Genomic DNA, 15,709 nt, shown 5'->3' on the forward strand with positions numbered 1-15,709 from the left:
GGCCCGCATTTGAGAAGGGGAGCAAAGATGACTGATCCGTACATCGAAGACGACGGGGCTGAATTTTCATTCAACAATTGCGTGCGCTGCGGCCAGACGGAGTATCAAGCCGGGTTTGGCGAGGATCCGGTGCAGACCGGCAAGATCAAGTCCACGGCACCCAAGGGCCCGAAGGCGAAGTTTCTGCCCAAGGTCACCACCCGCTCCAGAAAGTGAGTCCTGTCCCGCAGAGCCCCGTCATCGAACGGGGTTTTTTATGGCCTGCCTGTTGAGGAAGCGTCCTACTTAGATTGAGGCTTTTGTCCGTTTTTTTCACAAACTTTTCACACCCGCCTGAGTAGGGTGAAGCCATCCGTTAGAAAGCAAGTCTCCAGCCCGTCTCCCCAGCGGGCTTTTTTTTGTCCGTTATAAAACCTTTTCCATCTCCGCTGTCCAATCGGCGCCAAGTGCGCTGCAACGCTGGACATTGCCGCGACAACGGCATTCAATCTGCGCCCTTTTTTCTTCCTTCTGTTGAGGTTTTCGTCATGCGTTTAACTCTGCCTGCTCTGGTTCTGGGGCTTCTGGTTGCTCAAGGTGCAATGGCTGGTGACGGTACCGCCGCACTGGGTGGCGGTCTCGGCGGCGCATTGGGTAACGTGGTTGGTCAGAAAATGGGCGGCAGCACCGGTGCAGCGATTGGTGCTGGTGTAGCGGGTGCGGCCGGCAGTGCACTGGCTGCCAAAAAAGGTGCCCGTACCAAAGCAGCCATCGGCGGCGGCGTCGGTGCGGCGGGCGGTTCGGTCATCGGCAACAGCCTGGGTGGCAGAACGGGCGCCACCATCGGTGCTGGCCTGGGCGGCGCAGCCGGTGGTGCGGTGGGCAGCAACCTGTCCAAGGGTCACAAACGTCACTGATTGCCAACGCGTGTCTGAAAAGGCCCGGTTTGATGCCGGGCCTTTTCGTTGCTGAACGTTTTTCCCGAATTCGCCTCCAATGCCACATAGCCCCCCTCCGCGGGCGAACCGTCCCGATCCGGGACCTGTGAGGTCTGTATGCGCTTGACATTATCCGCATTGGTTTTGGGATTACTGGTGGCCCAAGGCGCCATGGCCGCTGGTGATGGCACAGCCGCCGTGGGTGGCGGATTGGGTGGCGCGCTGGGCAACGTGGTTGGCGGCCAACTCGGCGGCAGCACCGGTGCTGCGGTGGGTGCTGGCGTTGGTGGCGCGGCCGGTAGTGCCGTCGGCGCGAACAAACGCAATCGCACGGAAGCCGCCATTGGCGGTGGCCTCGGTGCCGCTGGCGGTTCAGTGATCGGCAACAGCCTCGGCGGCTCCACCGGTTCGACCATCGGCGCAGGCTTGGGCGGCGCGGCGGGTGGCGCGGTCGGCAACAACCTGGGTGACGACGGCGGCAAGTCGCACTCCGGCGGTGGTCATAAGCACAAGTACAAACACAAGAATCGTCATCGTTGAGTGACCGGTTCTACGGAAACCCGGCTTTATGCCGGGTTTTTTGCGCCTGCGCGTCATGCGCTGGAACGATTAGCGGCCATACTTTTCGAACGTTTACACATTTGAGATTAATGAGGTGCGCCATGACCCCCGAAACCGAAGGCAAGGAAGAAAAAGGCCCCAGCGGATTGCCGTTTATCAATGATCCGGGGAATGAAGATCCGGGGTCGTTGATGGATGATGCGACGGTTCCGCTTATGGAGGGTGAGGAAGAGCTTGAGTATGAGGATTTTGATGATGATGAGTGAACGGGCACTCCCTTCATTGAGCTTGGTGCACACCTAAATGAGACTTCAATATTTTCTCCACCAATATTCGCGTCCTGTCCGTTTAGATAGCATCTTGAATGGGTGTGAGGGAGGCGAGTTTGGATTGGTTTTAAGGGCCTGAGTCAACAGGCCCTTTTTTGTGGTGTCGCCTAATCTGCATCTCTCGAGTCAGCCAATATATAAAGATTACTTATGGCTGACATTTTTTTGATTTTTTTCAGCTTTACATATTCTATGAATTCTTTTTCAACAATTTCTTCATCGCAATATTTTTTATGCTTGGATGGTCTATCGCAAGCGAAGTTGTATAGGCGCCAAATATCAAATCCATTGATTTCACCGTTAGGGCCATAGTCAAAGTCTACGGTTTCTTTCGGTAAGTGGATAAAGCATCCTATTCCATGTAATTCATACTTAACGCCTCCAGTGACTGTTCCGCATCGCTCTATTGCCTTTGTATGCCAGAGCCTTCGAATATCTCGGGTGCCAAATTCACGCTCAAATACCAAGGTGCCAGACTCCACTGTGGAGATGAAGTCATTTATCAGGATTTCCAAAGCTTCATTTTGATTACTCATCTTCTCCTCCGGTGCTCCAATCTGTCTAAACCTACATTATTTGCTGAGTCTAATACGTCCTCAATGCTTTTTAGAGAGCCGTTGTATGTGTTGAGATCGGTTATGAGTCTAATTGTCACGTTGGTCGCAGTTTGCCGTGCAGCCGCTGCACGATGGTGTCCGTCCAGTATGTATAGGCTGCCGTCATGTTCTATAACGTCAATGGGATATGCTGAGTTGTAACCGTCACGCATTTTATTTTTAAAGTTGTCAACTTTCTTGGTTGAGGTTTTTCCCTCTATTGTATGTACTCGCTTCAAAATTTTTGGATCTATATTTTGAGCAATCTCCGGTAGATTCGGTTCCCCCTGATCAACCTTAACCCCATTACTTTCATCTGGAACCGGACATCCCGGCTTGTTCGGCGGCGGGCAATTGGACGTCAACCCCAACGGATCCACCCACCCCGTCGGATTTGGTACGTACCGGTACTGATTCAACCCACCCGCCAGCTTCACCGGATCCGGCGTCAGGTACCGGCCCACGTCCGGGTCGTAATACCGGTGCCGGTTGTAATGCAGCCCGCTTTCCTCATCGAAGTACTGCCCCTGAAAGCGCAGCGGCTGATTCAGGTAATCCTCGGTCGCGAGTTCCAGCGAGGTGACTTTGCCGTAGGCGCTGTATTTGGCGGACCAGACGATCTCGCCGCTGTAATCCGTCAGTTCCTGCGGGGTGCCGAGGTGGTCGAGTTGGTAGTAGAACGGGCAGGCGCGTTTCGGGCCTTTGCCGTCGAGCATCGCCAGCGGGCGGAAGGTGCCGGGTTCGTAGATGAAGCTGCGGTGTTGTTCTTTACTGCTTTCGGCGATCAGGTGGTCGCCTTGCCAGAAAAACTCGGTGGTCTGGCCATTGACGGTCTTGCGGATGCGCCGGCCGAAGGCGTCGTACTGGTAGCTGGCGCTGGTGCCGTCGGGGCGGGTCAGGCCGATCAGGCGGTGCTGGCTGTCGTAGCGGTATTCGGTGACAAGTTGTTGCGCGCGGCCGCGGCGTTCGCGGATCAGGTTGCCGAAGGCGTCGTAGTCGTAATGACGGTCGCCCTGCATCAGCAGGCGATTGCCCTTGATCTGTGCCGGCCCCGGACGGTCCTGCAGCAGGAGGTTGCCGGCCGGGTCGTGAGCGAAGGTTTCCGGCAGGTCGTCGCGGGTGTGGCGTACGCTGGCCAGACGGTCGAGGGCGTCGTAGTAATAGCTACGTTGACCGTGACGACTGTCGGCGATAGACGCCAGGTTGCCATTGACCGCGTAACTGTAGTGGCGCAGGTACAGCGCGCGGTCATGTTGATGAACAGAATGAACCCGCAACCGGCCCTGTTCGTCGTAGGCATATTCGCTGAGCAGCAGGCCTTGCTGGCGTTGCTGTTCGCGGCCGTTCTGGTAGATGTGGCGAGTGAGCAAGGCGCCATTGAGGTCGACCGCGGTCAGCGCGCCGCCCTTGGCGTAGTGGTAGTCGAGCTTGCTGTTGTCCGGCAGACGCATGCGAGTGAGCTGGCCGCAGGCGTCATAGGTGTAACGCAAGGTGCCCCAGCCCTGATGCTCGCGCACCAGCCGGTCCTGCAGGTCGTATTCGAAGGCCAGCGGGTGATCCTGGCCGTCATCCACGCCGACCAGTCGACCGAGGCGGTCATAGCGGTAGCTGACCTCGACCCCGTCCGGCAGGGTCTTGAGCAGCAATCGCCCGGCGCTGTCGCGCTGGTAAGTGGTGACCAGCGTCGAGCCGTCGTCGCCGAACTCGGTCTTTTCCAGCAGGTGACCGTTGCGGTCGTAGGCATACGCCGTACGCCGGCCATCGAAGCCGGTTTCCTGTCGGATCAGTCCGGTAGGCGTGTAGTCCAGCCGGTACTTTTCGCCCGACTCGTTCTCGATTTCCGTCAGCAGCAGCTGCGCATGGTCGTAGCGGTACTGCAGCCGGGTGCCGTCGGGATTGATCCGCCGGCTGACCAAATGCAGGTCATCGTCATATTCGTAGCGGGTGATGCGCCCCAGTTCATCGCGTTCGGCGGTGATCTGGCCGTAGGCGCTGTAGGACCAGGCGCGGGTGGCGCCATTCGGCGAGGTGGTCTGGATCAGCCGGCCAACGGCGTCCCACGCATGACGGGTGACCGCGCCATGTTCGTCCTGAACCGTCGTCCGCCGCCCCAAGGCATCGTAGGAAAACTTGCGAACCCCACCGTCCGGCAAGCTCTCCTCGACCAACTGGCCCAGGCCGTTCCACACGAACACATGGCGGCCACTGTCCGGATAACGGATCGACAGCAACCGCCCCTGCGCGTCGTAGTGGTAATGGGTGACGTGGCCATCCGGGTCGACCGCTTCGGTGATATCACCCTGGGCATTGCGCCGGTACGTCCACACCGCATCGCCACGGGAACGGCTGTGCAGGAAACCGTTGCGGTATTCGTAGGACGTCGGCGCATCGTCCGGCGGAATCAGCGCGATCAGCCGTCCGGCATCGTCGTAGCGGTACTCGGTGACCGCCCCCAGCGCATCCTGCTCGGCGACCAATCGGCCCTGCGCGTCGTAGGCCTTGAGCTGTTCGCCACCATCGGCGGCGACCTGACGCACCAGCCGCGCCGTATCGTCGTGGACGTAGGTTTCTTCAGTGCCGTCGACGTACTGCACCGTGACACTGCCGGCGTCATCCCAGACGTAACGCGTATCCATCTGCGAAAACGACGCCCAGTGCCGCACGCAACGCGCTGCCTTGCCGGCACGCTCCCACTCCCAGAAGAAGCTCGCGCCGCCGGCCAGCTGCCGTTGCAGGATGACGTGCTGGTCGTCGTAGTCGTAACGCTCGCACTCGCCGACCGCGTTGGACGCCTCGATCAATCGATGGCGGGCATCAAAGCGGTAGCTGGCCAGCGTCTGCTCGGTGCGCCAGACCGCATCGCGCCAAACCTGATAATCGACCGCAACCATATGCGCTCGCTCATAGCGCAGCAACAAGGAACGGCCAGCGCCGTTGTCGAGGCGCTCAACGCGATCCAGACGATCCCGCGTAATACGCAACCGGTTACCGTAGGCATCGCTGACAGCCGTCAGACGCCCAACCCGAAAGTGATAAAACCGCGCAGCGTCCCCCGCCAGCGCAACGATCAACTCCTCCGGCTCATCCCCCAAAAAGATCGCCGCCCGCGACAAGCTGTTGTGAATGGCCGGCCGCTCGACATTCGGCAGCGGAAACCGCGTGCGCCGGTTCTCATGGTCGACCCAGACCACCGAAGCGCCATCAATCTCCAGCCGATGCGCCAGCGAATGACTCCAGCCAAACCCCAACCCAACATCGATCTCGGCCGCACTGCTGCGGTACAACCGGCTGAACTCGAATGGCAGCAGCCCATCGAGCACACCATCGGTCAGCGTCAACAGTTCTTCGCCGGTGACCATCGACACCGGACAGCCATTGGTGCAGGTCAGCGGCGCACAATCGGCACTGTCGCCGTTGGGATTTTTCGCCTGATCCGAAGCATCATCCCGAGGCTCATGCCGTTCCATTCGTGTCATGCCGTGGGACTTGTCGCGGGCAATGGCCGCCGGATTGGGCACCGTCAGTACCAGCGAATCGGCCGTACGAATTTCCAGCGGAATGGCCGGTGTCGGCCGTAATGGCGCCTGCCGCGCATTGACCATCAACGGTTTCAAAGCGCTCGCATGGCGGGTCAGGTCAGGCGCCGAGGTCAGCTCTGCCAGCCGCAACGCCGATGCCGCCAGCCATTCCCGCGCACGGGGTGCCTTGATCTTGCCCAGTACCTGGGTGCTCAACCGCAGCGGCACACCCATGCCACCCGACACACACATCAACAGAAAACTGACCAGCAGTTCGGCCCGAACCTCAGCCACCACCTCGGCCAGATACTGCGGCGGCAGCATCTTCAGCCAACTGGTAAAGGCCGCCAGATAAATGAACAGCAATGGCTCATCGCTGAGCATCAGCAGGCCATTGGCGATGGCCTCGGAAGACGCCTCAAGCAAGGCATCCAGCTCAGCGCTGGACAGGTACTGCAGAAGCTTTTCGCTGTTGGCCTGCAAATCGGCGAGCAACGCGAACAGTTGCTTCACGTCATCCCAGACGCCATTCAGGGCGGATTCGAAACCGTGCCAGTCAGCCTGTTGCAACTGCCCGTAACGCTCGGTGAAGCCGGCGCTGGAAAACTCTGTCCACTGCGGTTGAAACCCTTTCCATTCCTCACGTAACCAGCCTTCCAGACCATCGATGAGGCCTTGATACGAGGCGTATAACGTCCGGATATGCGCAGTGGAAACATCGGGAAAGAAGGTGATGCGATAACGCTGGCCCCGGTCGCAGTCGCTGACCTCGAGAATGCCGCTGGGGCCGATGGTGTGATGCAGCGGTTCGCCGAACCCCAAAACGCCGTCGACATCGGAAATCACCGGTTCAAGGATCACTGGGGTGTCGCCGATCGGCACAAACCGTGCGGCTTCGAACATGTGCACCAGCGTCAGGGGGCCGGTGGCGGGGCACATGACCACCGAGGAACTGATGGGTCCGCGGCTGCCAACCGGTGCACTGAGCCGGACATCGTTGCCGACCTTGAACACCTGCTCGACACCCAGCGCGGTGCCCATCCAGAACTGCTCGGCCCAGGCGTCATAGTTGTTGAGACAAAGGCGAAACTCCTGAAACAGCTTTTCGACATCGGGCTGATCAGGGTTCAGCGCAGCGACCACCAGCAAACCGATGCTGTTGTTCAATTTCAGGAGTGGATCAGGTGGAAGCATTGGCAGTCACTCGCGCGCATCGGGGGAATGGCGCGAAACTTTGCGGGGGATCGAACAGGAAAGAAGTCAGCCGAGTAGGCGATGTCTGTAGGGCGATTCTCTAAATGTGCGGGAGGGCGTTCGGCGGACAACCGACATTGCCCGTTGCTCAACCTCGGCTGCGCTCGTTATGCTGCTGAACCCTTTAATCAGATCCGAGCAGCGGCGCTATCCACGCCGCTCGGGATGTCTTTGATAACGGATCCGATGATGAATGCACCGCTGAAGGCGTTTGGCCCGATCAAGGCCGTGATTTTCGACATGGACGGTTTGCTGCTGGACACCGAGGGCATCTACACCGAGGTCACCTCACTGATTGCCGCGCGTTACGGGCGTACCTTCGACTGGAGCATCAAGCAGAACATCATTGGTCGCGGCGCTGGCGATCTGGCGCGCTACGTGGTTGAGGCGCTGGACCTGCCGATCACCGCCGAAGAGTTTCTGGTGATCCGCGAGCCGCTGATGCGCGAGCGTTTTCCCACCGCGCAAGCGATGCCGGGCGCCGAGGAACTGATCCGTCACCTCAAGGCGCACAACATTCCGATTGCGGTCGGTACCAGCTCATCGCGTCAGTCGTTCGGTCAGAAAACCACCTTGCACCGCGACTGGTTCGCGCTGTTCGACTTCATCGTCACCGCTGACGACCCGGAAGTCGCCGCAGCCAAACCGGCACCGGACATCTTCCTCACCGCCGCTCGCCGCCTGGGTGTGGCGCCGGAAGATTGCCTGGTGTTCGAAGATTCGCCATTCGGCGTGACAGCCGCGAAAGCAGCCGGCATGACTGCCATCGCCATTCCCGATGCCGCCATGGCCGATGAAAAATACGCACACGCCGACGGGATTCTTCGTACGTTGAAAGCGTTCACGCCGAGTGCGTGCGGATTGCCGGCGCTCGACTGGGCCTGATCAAACCGCCGACATAAAAACGCCGCCCCTCTGTCAAAGGAGGGGCGGCGTTTTTCGTTATCGACTATCTGATCAATCAGGCGCCGAAACCACCGTCGATGGTCAGGCTGGCACCGGTGATGTAACCGGCCTCCGGGCTGGCAAGGTAGGCCACGAAGCTGGCGATTTCCTCGGCTTTACCGTAGCGACCCACCGCCATCAGCGGGATCAGGCTGTCGGCGAACTCGCCATGAGCCGGGTTCATGTCGGTATCGACCGGACCGGGTTGCACGTTGTTGATGGTGATGCCCCGTGGGCCGAGGTCGCGGGCCAAGCCTTTGGTCAGGCCGACCAGTGCGGATTTGCTCATCGCATACACGCCACCACCGGCGAAGGGCATGCGGTCGGCGTTGGTGCTGCCGATGTTGATGATGCGCGAGCCTTCGCCCATGTGTCTGGCGGCTTCCTGGCTGGCGATGAACACGCTGCGTACGTTGATTGCCAGGGTCTGGTCGAAGTCTTCCAGTTTGAAGTCTTCCAGCGGCGCGACGGCCAGCACACCGGCGTTGTTGACCAGGATGTCGAGGCGGCCAAAGGTTTCGACAGTGGCGTTCACCGCGTTGCGGATGGCACCTGCGTCGGCGCTGTCAGCCTTGATCGCCAGGGCTTTGCCGCCGGTGGCGGTGATGCTGTTTTGCAGTTCTTCAGCCTTGGCGGCCGAGCTGACGTAGGTAAAGGCAACCGCGGCGCCTTCAGCGGCCAGGCGCTTGACGATGGCGGCACCTATGCCGCGAGAGCCGCCTTGAATCAGAGCGACTTTACCGCTGAGGTGTTGAGTGGTCATGTTCGATCTCCAGAAGTTTCAAGGCAGGCTGCCTTGGTGTGGTGTCGAGTATCTGCCCCTCGCCAATAGGCGGGTAGACCGTGGTTGCTATAGTCTGTGTAAACCAAAAGTTTAGAATGGCCGCCATGGAAACCTTCAGCAGTATCGAATGCTTCGTGCGCAGCGCCGAAGTCGGCAGCTTTGCCGAGGCCGCGCGACGCCTGAGCCTGACACCGGCCGCCGTGGGCAAAAGCGTGGCGAAACTGGAAGCGCGCCTCGGCGTGAGGCTGTTCCAGCGTAGCACCCGTCGGTTGACCCTGACGGAAGCGGGGCAGTTGTTTCTGAGTGAGGTCAGCGGCAGTCTCACCACCATCCAGAACGCCGTGAACAATCTGGCCAGCGCCGGCGGTCAACCAGCGGGCACGCTGAAAGTCAGCATGGGCACGGTGTTCGGCCGCTTGTATATCGTGCCGTTGCTGGGGGAGTTCCTGAAAAGATTTCCGGCGATCAACCCGGACTGGCACTTCGATAACCGCCAGGTCGATCTGATCGGCCAAGGATTCGACGCAGCGATTGGCGGTGGTTTCGAGCTGCCCCAAGGCGTGGTCGCCCGCAGGCTGACGCCGGCGCATCGGGTGTTGGTGGCCTCGAAGGATTATCTGGATCGATACGCGCCGATCAGCGAGCCGGACGAGCTCAAGCTGCACGACGGCATCCTGATCCGCTCACCGCAAACCGGTCGCGTGCGCTCCTGGCAGTTGACTCACCGCACGCAACAACACAGCCCGCTGACGCTCAAGGCACGAATGACCATGAGCGATTCCGAAGCCGCCTGCGCCACGGCGGCGCAGGGGTTGGGGATTGCGTTGGTGAGCATGCCGTTTGCGGTCGGCTATCTTGAGGCGGGGACGTTGCAGCGGGTCCTGCCGGACTGGTACGTCGACGACGGCAACATCTCCATCTATTACGCCGAACACAAATTGCTGCCGGGCAAGACCCGAGCGTTCGTCGATTTTGTCATCGAGCAGTTTTCAACCCTGGGCCTCGCCGAACGTTTCAACGCGCAAAACGTGCTGGCCAGCCGATGATGGTTTTCGGACGTGGCGTTGCGTAAGTCCGCACCTTGGACGTCGACAGGCCCAGTCGCACCAGCGATTCGGCGATGGTCACGGCTGCCGTGACGCCATCCACCACCGGCACCCCGGTGCGCTGACGGATCTGCTCGTCGAGCCCGGCCATGCCGCCGCAACCCAGGCAGATCACTTCGGCTTTATCCTGAGTCACCGCCAGTTCCGCCTGATGCACGATCGCTTCCAGCGCCCGTTGCGGCTCGTGTTCCAGCTCCAGAACCGCCAGGCCACTGGCGCGCACCGAGGCGCAGCGATCCCACAGGCCGGAGAGTTTCAGCCGATCCTCGATCAACGGCACGGTGCGATCCAGGGTGGTGACCACCGAATAGGCGTGGCCGAGGTACATCGCGGTGCTGGCCGCCGCGTCGGTGATGTCTACCACCGGCACGTTGAGCAACTCCTGCAAACCTTCGCGACCGTGCTCGCCGTAGCCGGCCTGGATCACCGCGTCGAACGGCTGGTCGTAGGACATCACCCGGTCCATCACGGCGATGGCCGCCAGATAACTTTCGAAATTGCCCTCGACTGAATCGGCGCCGAAGTATGGCGTCAGGCCGACAATCTCGGTGCCGGGGGAAGCGACAGCCTGCGCCGAACGAGCGATGGCCTGAGTGATGGATTCGGTGGTGTTGACGTTGACCACGAGAATGCGCATGGGAAGTCCTTATTACGGTTGGTTCTGCAGCCCGGTGAAGGGCTGCCAAAAGATTCAGTGGCTGACGTTGTCGACGGCGATGGCTTCACCGTCGACATCGGCGTAGTGCGGCTGGCGTTTGGCGATGATCAGGTAGAGCATCCCGGCAATGCCGGCGCCGATCAGCCAGGAGAAGGGCGAAACGCTGTGGAAGCCCGGCACCAGCGCCAGGACGATCGCGATCAAGGCGGCCGGAATAAACGCTGCGACCGCCCGCAGATTGACCCCGCGACTGTAGTAATACGCACCGTTCGGGTGTTCGCTGTACAGCTGCGGCACGTGGATCCGGCCTTTGCGGATCAACCAGTAGTCGACCATGATCACGCCGTACAGCGGGCCGAGCAGGGCGCCGAGGCCGGACAGGAAATACACGATCACCAGCGGGCTGTTGTAGAGGTTCCACGGCAGGATCAGCACAGCAATCGTTGCGCTGATCAGCCCGGCGCGGCGGAAGGTCAGGTATTTCGGCGCCAGGTTGCTGAGCACGAAGGCCGGGGCGACGAAATTGGCCATGATGTTCACCGCCACGGTGACGATCAGGAACGCCAGGCAGCCGAGCACCAGAAAGAACGTGTTGGGGATCGACGCAATGATTTCGGTCGGGCTTTCGATGATCCGCCCGTTGATCTGAAATTGCGCACCGCACAGCAGGACGGTGATCCCGGCGAACACCAGAATATTGACCGGCAGGCCCCAGAAATTTCCGACCTTGATGGTTTTGCGGCACGGTGAAGAGCGGGCGAAGTCGCAGAAGTTGAGGATCAACGTGCCGTAGATCGCCAGCCACAAGGCGCCGCCAGCAAAGATGTTGCGCCACATCTCACCGCCGGTCAGGGGTTCGCGGATCGACCAGGCAATGGTCGCGTTGGCCTGGGTGTACATCCACGCGGCGAGGCAGGCGACGGTCAGCAGAATCACCGGCCCGGCAAAGGCTTCGTAGCGGCGCACCATTTCCATGCCGTAGGCCAGAATCGCCAGTTGCACGAACCAGATCGCCACGAAACACACCCAGCCCAGGCTCGACAGACCGAGGATCGAGTTGTGGTCGTAGTCGGCGAAACCGGGATGGATCGCCGTGAGCAGCACGCGAAATACCACTGACGCCAGGTACGTCTGAATCCCGAACCAGGCGATGGCGATCACCGCCCGGATCAATGCAGGAATCTGTGCCCCATGAATGCCGAAACTGATCCGGCTGATCACTGGAAACGGCACCCCGGTTTTCTGCCCCATATAGCCGGACAGGTTCATGAAGAAATACACCAGCGCCGCGCCGATCCCCAGCGACAGCAGAATCTGCCAGCCGCCCAGGCCCAAGGCGTACAGACCGATGGCAAACGAGTAATTGGCGATGTTGTGCACATCGTTGGTCCACAGGGCAAAGATGCTGTATTTGCCCCAACGCCGTCCTTCGACCTTGGTCGGTGCGAGGTCACTGTTGTGCAGACGCGGGCTCAATTGCAGCGGTTCGGCGATCCCGTCACCGGGCACGCTGTGGTCGAGGGTGGAAGAGGCGGGCAGATTCAGCGCGATGTTGTTATTGGAGAGACTCGTACGCATTCCGGCAGGCTCCTGATGTCCGGGTCGCGATGACTGTGCATGAGCGTTCGGGCTCGGCAGATCTTCGTCGCGGCGGTGAAAACATCACTGGTTTCGGGGCATCTGCAGCCTGTACGGGATAGGGCGCTTCAGGCTTGCGGATCGAAAGTGTGGGTTCATGTTTTGCGGTTTTGTATACAAAACATGTATGCACTAAAGCCAGATCTGTGCCAGCCGACGATCTATGAAAACCATCGCTGATTTCGAAAAGTTATTGAGGCGAGCCAAGTCGTTGAAATACGGGCGATATAAATTGACCGTTCGAACAGGTATTTATTTTTCGGGAGGGATTTTGACGGGCGCTGAGAGGGAGTGTTTTTGGAGCTTGATGTAACTTTTCAGGGCGCAGAAACGAAAAGTGCACACATAAATGGCACCGATGGTGACATTCGTGTGTACACATTTTTCAAGACGGGCGGTGAACACTGTGGGAGCTGACTTGCTCCCACGGGGCAACAGCGATGCTTATGCCTTGCTGATGATATTCCCGGCATGCAACCCGCATTCTTTCTGGGTCGCTTCTTCCCACCACCAACGGCCTTCACGTTCGTGCTGGTTCGGCAGGACAGGGCGGGTGCACGGTTCGCAGCCGATGCTGATGAAACCGCGTTCATGCAGGCTGTTGTACGGCAGCTCCAGCATGCGGATGTAGCCCCAGATTTCCTCGCTGGTCATCTGCGCCAGCGGGTTGAACTTGTACAGGGTGCGCTCCGGGGTGGAGAACGCTGTATCGATTTCCATCACCGCCACAGCGCTGCGGGTGCCAGGGCTTTGATCGCGGCGCTGGCCGGTGGCCCAGGCTTTGACGCCGGACAACTTGCGGCGCAGCGGCTCGATCTTGCGGATCCCGCAGCATTCGCCGTGACCGTCCTTGTAGAAGCTGAACAGGCCTTTTTCCTTCACGAACGGTTCGAGTTTCGTGTAGTCCGGCGAGACCAGTTCGATGTCGATCTTGTAGTGCTCGCGCACCTGATCGATGAAACGGTAGGTTTCCGGATGCAGGCGGCCGGTGTCGAGACTGAACACCTTGACGTTCTTGTTCAGCTTCCAGGCCATGTCCACCAGCACCACATCCTCGGCGCCGCTGAAAGATATCCACAGGTCATCGCCGAACTCGGCGAACGCGAGTTTGAGGATGTCCTGCGCGGATTTGTTGGCATAGGTCGTGGCGAGTTCCACGACGTCGAACGTTGGGCTCATCAGGGCGGCTTCCTACAGGTCGGTGGCGCTGGGCGCTCTATATGGCGGCGATGGTAACAAAAAGCAACGCGCGCCGGGGCGGCCTCTGCGTTGCGCGCTCCAGGTCGAGCCGCTAGAGTTCGGGCTCGCTCGGCTCAATAAACATTACAAATGGAGTGTCCTGTGGAAATTGCCTGTCTTGATCTTGAAGGGGTGCTGGTACCGGAAATCTGGATCGCCTTCGCCGAAAAAACCGGAATCGAATCGCTCAAGGCCACCACCCGGGACATTCCCGACTACGACGTGCTGATGAAGCAGCGCCTGCGTATCCTCGACGAGCATGGCCTGAAACTTTCGGACATTCAGGAAGTGATCGCCACGCTCAAGCCGCTGGACGGCGCGGTGGAGTTCGTTGACTGGCTGCGCGAGCGTTTCCAGGTGGTGATTCTGTCGGACACCTTCTACGAGTTTTCCCAGCCGCTGATGCGTCATCTGGGCTTCCCGACCTTGCTCTGCCACCGACTGATTACCGATGACAGCGGTCGGGTGACGAGCTACCAGTTGCGTCAGAAAGATCCGAAACGTCAGTCGGTCCTGGCCTTCAAGAGCCTGTGTTACCGGGTGATTGCGGCGGGGGATTCCTACAACGACACCAGCATGCTCGGCGAAGCGGATGCGGGAATTCTGTTCCACGCGCCGGACAACGTGATTCGCGAGTTTCCGCAGTTTCCGGCGGTGCATACGTTTGCCGAGTTGAAGCAGGAATTCCTCAAAGCCTCGAACCGCGACTTATCCCTTTAGCCACCTGATGATCGTTCCCACGCGGACGGTTCGACGTGGGAACGATCAACGGTTAAAGGTTTTGCAGGGTTTCGAGCAGGACTCTGACTTTGGTGATCGATTCCTGATACTCCGCCTGCCAGTCCGAATCGGCGACGATCCCGCCACCGCCCCAGCAGCACACCTGTCCATCCTTCACCAGCAGACTGCGGATCGCGATAGAGCTGTCCATTTCGCCGCGCACGTCCAGGTACAGCAACGAACCGCAATACAAGCCGCGTCGGGTCGGCTCCAGTTCGTCGATGATCTGCATCGCACGAATCTTCGGTGCGCCGGTGATCGAGCCGCCGGGGAAGCTGCCGGCAATCAGGTCCAGGGCGTCGCGATCCGCCGCCAGTTCACCGGTTACGCTGCTGACCAGGTGATGCACGTTCGGATAGCTTTCCAGGCTGAACAACTCCGGCACCCGCACCGAGCCGATGCGGCAGGTGCGGCCCAGGTCGTTGCGCAGCAGGTCGACAATCATCAGGTTTTCCGCACGATCCTTGGGGCTGGCCAGCAGTTCGGCGGCGTTCGCCGCGTCTTCGGTCGGGTTCGCACCACGAGGACGGGTGCCCTTGATCGGGCGGGTTTCCACCTGACGCTGGCTGACTTTGACGAAACGCTCGGGCGAGAGGCTCAGCACTGCATTGCCGTCGGGCAGGCTCTGGAACCCGGAAAACGGCGTCGGGCAGGCCTCGCGCAATTTGCAGTAGGCCAGCCATGGATCGCCCTGGCACGGCGCGCGGAAACGCTGGGCGAAATTGACCTGATAGCAGTCGCCGGCCTGGATGTAATGCTGGATGCGTTCGAACGCCTGACGGTATTCATCTGCCGAGAGATCGGCTGCCATCCGGCTGTTCAGCTTGAACGGCGTCAGTTCCGTGCCCACCGGTTGGCTGAATACATCGATCAACCGTTGTTTTTCGCTGGCGCTGACCGAGGGGTGAAACACCAGTTGGCTGGTGGCCGATTGGTGATCGCTGATCAGTGCCCAGTCGTACAGACCAAAACGCGCATCGGGCAATTGCAGATCATCCCGGGCCTGACTCGGCAGGTTTTCCAGATGCCGGCCGAAGTCGTAGCTCAGGTAACCGATCAGGCCGCCGGCGAAGGGCAATTCGTACTCATCGGGCAATTGCGCGTCGCCCAACCGGGTCAGATTATCCCGCAGACGTTGCAGGAAATCGTCGCCGCGTTCGTCCGGCAACACCGCCAGTTGTGCCAACGGCCAGGCGCTGAGCAGGTCATAACGGCCACGGTCGGCACTCGGGCGGCCGCTGTCGAGCAGCACGGCGCCGGGCGCATGGCGGATGGCCGAGAAATAGTCGGCGGGGTTGGCGCGGTAGGGCAGCGGGTGTACGAAACAGGTCAACATGGGCGGGGCAGATCGGCCATCGAGGCGGGGTGGGGATTGTAGTCCTCT

14 protein-coding genes are annotated in these 15,709 nt (G+C 60.0%); 7 read left to right on the plus strand and 7 right to left on the minus strand.

Going from position 1 to position 15,709, the window contains the following annotated elements:
- The first annotated feature begins 27 nt into the window (after positions 1-27).
- From PDR5_RS08880 to PDR5_RS29830, 4 genes are all read left to right on the plus strand, one after another.
- Complete coding sequence (locus tag PDR5_RS08880) at positions 28-216, plus strand: hypothetical protein (protein WP_039769953.1); 189 nt, start codon at positions 28-30, stop codon at positions 214-216.
- A gap of 311 nt (positions 217-527) precedes the next feature.
- A complete protein-coding gene (locus PDR5_RS08885; RefSeq protein ID WP_007952176.1) occupies positions 528-896 on the plus strand; it encodes a glycine zipper domain-containing protein in 369 nt (122 codons plus the stop codon).
- A 138-nt stretch (positions 897-1,034) separates the two neighbouring features.
- The gene (locus tag PDR5_RS08890; protein WP_039769957.1) at positions 1,035-1,457 is read left to right on the plus strand and encodes a YMGG-like glycine zipper-containing protein; all 423 of its coding nucleotides are present in this window, start codon (positions 1,035-1,037) and stop codon (positions 1,455-1,457) included.
- Positions 1,458-1,579: 122 nt separating this feature from the next.
- Complete coding sequence (locus PDR5_RS29830) at positions 1,580-1,744, plus strand: hypothetical protein (protein ID WP_169429543.1); 165 nt, start codon at positions 1,580-1,582, stop codon at positions 1,742-1,744.
- A gap of 170 nt (positions 1,745-1,914) precedes the next feature.
- Here PDR5_RS29830 and PDR5_RS08895 read toward each other — a convergent pair whose 3' ends face one another.
- Complete coding sequence (locus PDR5_RS08895) at positions 1,915-2,343, minus strand: DUF6896 domain-containing protein (RefSeq protein ID WP_064594654.1); 429 nt, start codon at positions 2,341-2,343, stop codon at positions 1,915-1,917.
- Positions 2,340-7,115 carry an RHS repeat-associated core domain-containing protein gene (locus PDR5_RS30435; protein WP_082934372.1) on the minus strand — a complete coding sequence of 1,592 codons (4,776 nt, stop codon included), beginning with the start codon at positions 7,113-7,115 and terminating at the stop codon, positions 2,340-2,342. The genes PDR5_RS08895 and PDR5_RS30435 overlap by 4 nt, the downstream gene beginning before the upstream one ends.
- 249 nt (positions 7,116-7,364) lie before the next feature.
- Here PDR5_RS30435 and PDR5_RS08905 point away from each other — a divergent pair, with 249 nt between their 5' ends.
- Positions 7,365-8,060, plus strand: a complete 696-nt coding sequence (locus PDR5_RS08905) for an HAD-IA family hydrolase (RefSeq protein ID WP_064594656.1) — start codon at positions 7,365-7,367, stop codon at positions 8,058-8,060.
- Positions 8,061-8,136: 76 nt separating this feature from the next.
- Here the strand turns inward: PDR5_RS08905 and PDR5_RS08910 are convergent, their stop codons facing one another.
- A complete protein-coding gene (locus tag PDR5_RS08910; protein ID WP_039769965.1) occupies positions 8,137-8,883 on the minus strand; it encodes a 3-oxoacyl-ACP reductase family protein in 747 nt (248 codons plus the stop codon).
- A gap of 125 nt (positions 8,884-9,008) precedes the next feature.
- Between PDR5_RS08910 and PDR5_RS08915 the strand changes: the two genes are divergently transcribed.
- Complete coding sequence (locus PDR5_RS08915; RefSeq protein ID WP_064600729.1) at positions 9,009-9,950, plus strand: LysR family transcriptional regulator; 942 nt, start codon at positions 9,009-9,011, stop codon at positions 9,948-9,950.
- On the opposite strand, the gene PDR5_RS08920 is transcribed toward PDR5_RS08915, so the two are convergent.
- The 3 genes from PDR5_RS08920 to PDR5_RS08930 form a co-directional block, all read right to left on the minus strand.
- Positions 9,919-10,647, minus strand: a complete 729-nt coding sequence (locus PDR5_RS08920; RefSeq protein WP_064594658.1) for an aspartate/glutamate racemase family protein — start codon at positions 10,645-10,647, stop codon at positions 9,919-9,921. The genes PDR5_RS08915 and PDR5_RS08920 overlap by 32 nt on opposite strands.
- A 54-nt stretch (positions 10,648-10,701) precedes the next feature.
- Positions 10,702-12,246 carry an NCS1 family nucleobase:cation symporter-1 gene (locus PDR5_RS08925; RefSeq protein ID WP_064594659.1) on the minus strand — a complete coding sequence of 515 codons (1,545 nt, stop codon included), beginning with the start codon at positions 12,244-12,246 and terminating at the stop codon, positions 10,702-10,704.
- A 504-nt stretch (positions 12,247-12,750) separates the two neighbouring features.
- The gene (locus PDR5_RS08930) at positions 12,751-13,485 is read right to left on the minus strand and encodes a phosphoadenylyl-sulfate reductase (RefSeq protein ID WP_007960132.1); all 735 of its coding nucleotides are present in this window, start codon (positions 13,483-13,485) and stop codon (positions 12,751-12,753) included.
- A gap of 162 nt (positions 13,486-13,647) precedes the next feature.
- Here PDR5_RS08930 and thrH point away from each other — a divergent pair, with 162 nt between their 5' ends.
- Entirely contained in the window at positions 13,648-14,265 is a 618-nt protein-coding gene (gene thrH, locus PDR5_RS08935; RefSeq protein ID WP_064594661.1) for a bifunctional phosphoserine phosphatase/homoserine phosphotransferase ThrH, read from the plus strand.
- A 52-nt stretch (positions 14,266-14,317) separates the two neighbouring features.
- Here the strand turns inward: thrH and pabB are convergent, their stop codons facing one another.
- Positions 14,318-15,661: an aminodeoxychorismate synthase component I gene (gene pabB / locus PDR5_RS08940; RefSeq protein ID WP_064594663.1), complete on the minus strand. Its 1,344-nt coding sequence runs from the start codon at positions 15,659-15,661 to the stop codon at positions 14,318-14,320.
- Between the last annotated feature and the right edge of the window lie 48 nt (positions 15,662-15,709).

It is taken from the genome of Pseudomonas sp. DR 5-09, assembly GCF_001655595.1.
Classification (GTDB): Bacteria; Pseudomonadota; Gammaproteobacteria; order Pseudomonadales; family Pseudomonadaceae; genus Aquipseudomonas; species Aquipseudomonas pharyngis.

What these genes read in the sequence shown, in the direction of transcription:
- PDR5_RS08880 (WP_039769953.1), top strand. Translation starts at nt 28, where the DNA reads ATGACTGATCCGTACATCGAAGACGACGGGGCTGAATTTTCATTCAAC.
- PDR5_RS08885 (WP_007952176.1), top strand. Translation starts at nt 528, where the DNA reads ATGCGTTTAACTCTGCCTGCTCTGGTTCTGGGGCTTCTGGTTGCTCAA.
- PDR5_RS08890 (WP_039769957.1), top strand. Translation starts at nt 1,035, where the DNA reads ATGCGCTTGACATTATCCGCATTGGTTTTGGGATTACTGGTGGCCCAA.
- PDR5_RS29830 (WP_169429543.1), top strand. Translation starts at nt 1,580, where the DNA reads ATGACCCCCGAAACCGAAGGCAAGGAAGAAAAAGGCCCCAGCGGATTG.
- PDR5_RS08895 (WP_064594654.1), bottom strand. Translation starts at nt 2,343, where the DNA reads ATGAGTAATCAAAATGAAGCTTTGGAAATCCTGATAAATGACTTCATC.
- PDR5_RS30435 (WP_082934372.1), bottom strand. Translation starts at nt 7,115, where the DNA reads ATGCTTCCACCTGATCCACTCCTGAAATTGAACAACAGCATCGGTTTG.
- PDR5_RS08905 (WP_064594656.1), top strand. Translation starts at nt 7,365, where the DNA reads ATGAATGCACCGCTGAAGGCGTTTGGCCCGATCAAGGCCGTGATTTTC.
- PDR5_RS08910 (WP_039769965.1), bottom strand. Translation starts at nt 8,883, where the DNA reads ATGACCACTCAACACCTCAGCGGTAAAGTCGCTCTGATTCAAGGCGGC.
- PDR5_RS08915 (WP_064600729.1), top strand. Translation starts at nt 9,009, where the DNA reads ATGGAAACCTTCAGCAGTATCGAATGCTTCGTGCGCAGCGCCGAAGTC.
- PDR5_RS08920 (WP_064594658.1), bottom strand. Translation starts at nt 10,647, where the DNA reads ATGCGCATTCTCGTGGTCAACGTCAACACCACCGAATCCATCACTCAG.
- PDR5_RS08925 (WP_064594659.1), bottom strand. Translation starts at nt 12,246, where the DNA reads ATGCGTACGAGTCTCTCCAATAACAACATCGCGCTGAATCTGCCCGCC.
- PDR5_RS08930 (WP_007960132.1), bottom strand. Translation starts at nt 13,485, where the DNA reads ATGAGCCCAACGTTCGACGTCGTGGAACTCGCCACGACCTATGCCAAC.
- pabB (WP_064594663.1), bottom strand. Translation starts at nt 15,661, where the DNA reads ATGTTGACCTGTTTCGTACACCCGCTGCCCTACCGCGCCAACCCCGCC.